Here is a 3,963-nt window from a genome sequence, read left to right on the forward strand (position 1 = left end):
GCGATGATGCTGTGGGCGGCCAGTTCGTGCGGCGAGCGCGGCGTGCCGTGGCGCTGCAGGTAGGCCGGCGAGGCGCACAGCAGCCGGCGGTTGGGCGCCAGCAGGCGCGCCACCACGCGCGCGTCCGGCGGCTCGCCGAAGCGGACGCAGACGTCGAAGGCGTCCTCGTGCAGCGGCGGCGGATTCACCGAAAGCTGCAGTTGCACCTCCACCTGCGGATACAGGCGCGCGAAGCTGGCGATGGCTGGCGCCACGTGCATGCGGCCGAAGCCGAGGGTGGCGTTCACGCGCAACAGTCCGCTCGGTTCCGAGCGCGCACCCTGCAGCTCGCGCTCCAGCGCCTCGATCTCGCCCAGGATGCGGCGCGCCTGCGCGAGGTAGGTCTCGCCCTCGTGGGTGAGCGCGAGCCGCCGGGTCGTCCGGTGCAGCAGGCTGACGCCGAGGCGCGCCTCCAGCGCCGCGAGCCGCTTGCTCACCGCGGGCGGGCTCACCTGCAGCTCGCGCGCTGCGGCGGCCAGGCTGCCGCAGCGCATCAGCACGCTGAAGAACTGCATTTCCTGGGAGGCGGACGCGCTGGACATGGACCGATGGCAGGTGGACGGCCGCATTCTGCCCGTCCGGCGCGTGACGGCTGCGGTGCCGCGCTGCTAAAGTCGGGCGCTGTTGGAGGAGCTGCATGGGCAACAGCAAGCACGCGCCGGCGCCGGGCGGTCCGCAGGACAAGGCGGAAATCGAGGCGGTGCTCGATCGCATTGCCAGGCGGGTCAAGGAACTGAAGGCCTTCGATCCGTCGGGCATCCAGGATCGCTGGGACACGCGGCTCGAAGTGCTGCAGAAGAACGTCAACAAGACGATCGCCGAGGCGGTCGGCATGGGCAGCGCGCAGTACCGGCAGCTCGCCATCGGGCCGCTCGATGCTGCGCTGGAGTCGGCCTTCGGCGACCGCTTCACGCTCGAAGAGATGCGCGACGTGATCCGCAAGGCGGTGGGCCAGGCCGCCATGCGGCTCAACGCGGCGGCCAAGGTGCTGGAGCGCCGGCTGGCCGGCGGCTCCGGCGATTCCACGCTGGCGCCGCTGGGCGACGCGCCGGCGTCCAATTTCGGCGCGCTGCCGTCCAACTTCGCGCCGCTGCCGCCATCCAATTTCGCGCCGCTCGCAGCGGACGCGGCGGCCCCGAGCCCCGCCCCCGCTTCGCCCTCCGCACCCGCTTCCGCCACCACGACCCCTTCGATGGAAACCAACGCCCGCTCCGCCACCCCTCGCATCGCCATCGTCTGCCGCGACGACGCCACCGGCGAGGCCGTCACCAGCTTCGTCGCCCAGCTCGGGCTGGAGCCGGTGATCGCGCAGCAGCCCGGCGCCTCGGCGTCGCTGGACGCGCTGGAGGCGCTGCGCCATGCCGACTTCGCGCTGGTGCTGCAGGCCGAGCGCCAGCTGGAGATCGGCTTCCTGCTCGGCGCCCTGGGGCGCTCGCGCCTGTGCGTGCTGAACGCCGGCGGCGCCCAGGACAGCCTGCCCGGCCTGCCGCATCAGGCGCTGGACGAGGGCGGCCTGTGGAAGCTGCTGGTCGCGCGCGAGCTCAAGAAGAGCGGGCTCGCGGTCGACCTGAACAAGGCGCTCTGACTCTTTCCGCCCGGGTTAACAATGGCTTGAACCCGGGCGCGCTCTTTCCCGCTGCCGCTCCCCTACAGTCCCGGCTGGAAAAGGAGTTCCCATGAAGACGTACAAGATCGCCTGCATCCCGGGCGACGGCATCGGCAAGGAAGTGATTCCCGCCGGCCAGGAGGTGCTGCAGGCGCTGGCCGCCGCCGGCGCCGACTTCCGCTTCGAGTTCACCAGCTTCGGCTGGGGCGGCGACTGGTACCGCGCCCACGGCCAGATGATGCCGGACGACGGCCTCGATGCGATCCGCGGCATGGATGCGATCCTGTTCGGCTCCGCCGGCGATCCGCACATCCCGGACCACATCACGCTGTGGGGCCTGCGGCTGAAGATCTGCCAGGGCTTCGACCAGTACGCCAACGTGCGGCCCACGCGCATCCTGCCCGGCATCGACGCGCCGCTGAAGCGCTGCACGCCCAAGGACCTGGACTGGGTGATCGTGCGCGAGAACTCGGAAGGCGAGTACGCCGGCGTCGGCGGCCGCGCCCACCAGGGCCACCCGATCGAGGTGGCCACCGACATGAGCATCCTCACGCGCGCCGGCGTCGAGCGCATCATGCGCTTCGCCTTCCGGCTGGCGCAGTCGCGCCCGCGCAAGCAGCTCACCGTGGTCACCAAGTCCAACGCCCAGCGCCACGGCATGGTGATGTGGGACGAAGTGGCGCTCGCCGTGAGCAAGGAGTTCCCCGACGTCAAGTGGGACAAGGAGCTGGTGGACGCCTGCACCGCGCGCATGGTCAACCGCCCGGCCTCGCTCGACACGCTTGTGGCGACCAACCTGCACGCCGACATCCTGAGCGACCTGGCCGCCGCCCTGGCCGGCAGCCTGGGCATCGCGCCCACCGGCAACATCGACCCCGAGCGCCGCTATCCCAGCATGTTCGAGCCCATCCACGGCTCGGCCTTCGACATCATGGGCAAGGGCCTTGCCAACCCGGTGGGCACCTTCTGGAGCTGCGTGATGCTGCTGGAGCACCTGGGCGAGCAGGAAGCCGCCGCACGCCTGATGCGCGCCATCGAGGAGATCACGGCCGATCCGAAACTGCACACCGGCGACCTGGGCGGCCAGGCGAAGACGGCCGACGTGACGGCGGCAGTGGTTTCCCGCTTGAAGAACCGGTGAGCGCCGCCCCACACTGGCGGCGCAGTCACAACAAACGCAAGGAGACGAAGCGATGAAGAGAATCCTGTCCACGCTGGCGCTGGCCCTGCTGGCGCCGGTCGCACTGGCCCAGGGCTGCCCGGACAAGAACATGCAGTACTGGCAGGCCTTCCCGCCGGGCGGCGAGTCCGACCTGTCGGCGCGCCACCAGCAGATGGTGCTGCACAAGAAGTGCCCCAGCATCGAGACCATCATCCAGTACAAGGCCGGCGCCGGCGGCGCGCTGATGTGGACGCAGATGAACCAGCTGCCTCCCGACGGCCACAACGTCGTCGGCATCAACCTGCCGCACATCGTGTTCCAGCCGATCCAGGGCGACGTGCAGTACAAGACCGCCGACGTCACGCCGGTGTTCTGGTTCCACTTCACGCCCGACATCCTGGTGGTCAGCGCCAAGGGCAACATCAAGAACTTCCAGGAGTTCATCCAGGCCGCCAAGGCCAATCCGGGCAAGCTGAGCCTGGCCGGCTCGGGCCAGTACTCGGCCAACCACGCCGCCCACGAGCGCCTCGACGCCGCCTTCGGCATCAAGACGCTGTACGTGCCGTACAAGGGCACGGGCGACCTGGCTTCCTCCGTGCTGGGCGGCCAGGTCGACGGCGCGATGACGTACGTGCCGTTCGCCATCGCCAACAAGGAGAAGGGCGTGCGCCCGATCGCCGTGGCGATGGACAAGCGCCATCCGCTGATGCCCGACGTGCCCACCTTCAAGGAGCTGGGGGTCGACTGGGTGGACGGCGCCTACCGCGGCATCGGCGTGCCGAAGTCCACGCCGGCGGCGGAGCGCAAGCGCATCTCCGACCTGTGGCGCGCGCTGAACAACGATCCGGAGATGAAGGAGAAGGCCGCCGCCTCCGGCTTCGAGCTGGTGAACGTCGGCGTGGAGGAGATGGATTCCTTCATGGCCAGCAAGACCAGGCTCTATACCGAGGGCGCGGCCCGCATGGGCCTGGGCAAGAAGTAAAGCCGCCTTCCTACAGGCTGCGGCCGAGCGGCGCCCTACCATGGGCGCCGTTTTCGTCTCCGGCCCGTCCATGCAGCCCGCCAAGGTGCCGCGCAGCGCGCGCGTGCTGATCCTGATCGACTACATCAACCCGCTGAACTTCCCCGGCGCGGAGAAGCTCGCCCGGCCGGCGCT

At 70.0% G+C, this 3,963-nt stretch carries 4 protein-coding genes; 3 read left to right on the forward strand and 1 reads right to left on the reverse strand.

What is annotated here, in order from left to right:
- Positions 1 to 581 (reverse strand): LysR family transcriptional regulator (locus VFM98_RS14375; protein WP_325110598.1); only part of this gene is annotated, 581 nt, incomplete at its 3' end.
- A gap of 95 nt (positions 582 to 676) precedes the next feature.
- On the opposite strand from VFM98_RS14375, the gene VFM98_RS14380 reads away from it, so the two are divergent.
- The 3 genes from VFM98_RS14380 to VFM98_RS14390 all read left to right on the forward strand — a co-directional run bounded on the left by VFM98_RS14380 (position 677) and on the right by VFM98_RS14390 (position 3,789).
- Positions 677 to 1,624, forward strand: a complete 948-nt coding sequence (locus VFM98_RS14380; RefSeq protein ID WP_325110599.1) for a hypothetical protein — start codon at positions 677 to 679, stop codon at positions 1,622 to 1,624.
- 91 nt (positions 1,625 to 1,715) lie between these two features.
- The gene (locus VFM98_RS14385) at positions 1,716 to 2,786 is read left to right on the forward strand and encodes a tartrate dehydrogenase (RefSeq protein WP_325110600.1); all 1,071 of its coding nucleotides are present in this window, start codon (positions 1,716 to 1,718) and stop codon (positions 2,784 to 2,786) included.
- A gap of 52 nt (positions 2,787 to 2,838) precedes the next feature.
- Entirely contained in the window at positions 2,839 to 3,789 is a 951-nt protein-coding gene (locus tag VFM98_RS14390) for a tripartite tricarboxylate transporter substrate binding protein (RefSeq protein WP_325110601.1), read from the forward strand.
- The last annotated feature ends 174 nt before the right edge of the window (positions 3,790 to 3,963 follow it).

It is taken from the genome of Ramlibacter sp. (assembly GCF_035706265.1).
Lineage (GTDB): Bacteria > Pseudomonadota > Gammaproteobacteria > Burkholderiales > Burkholderiaceae_C > Ramlibacter.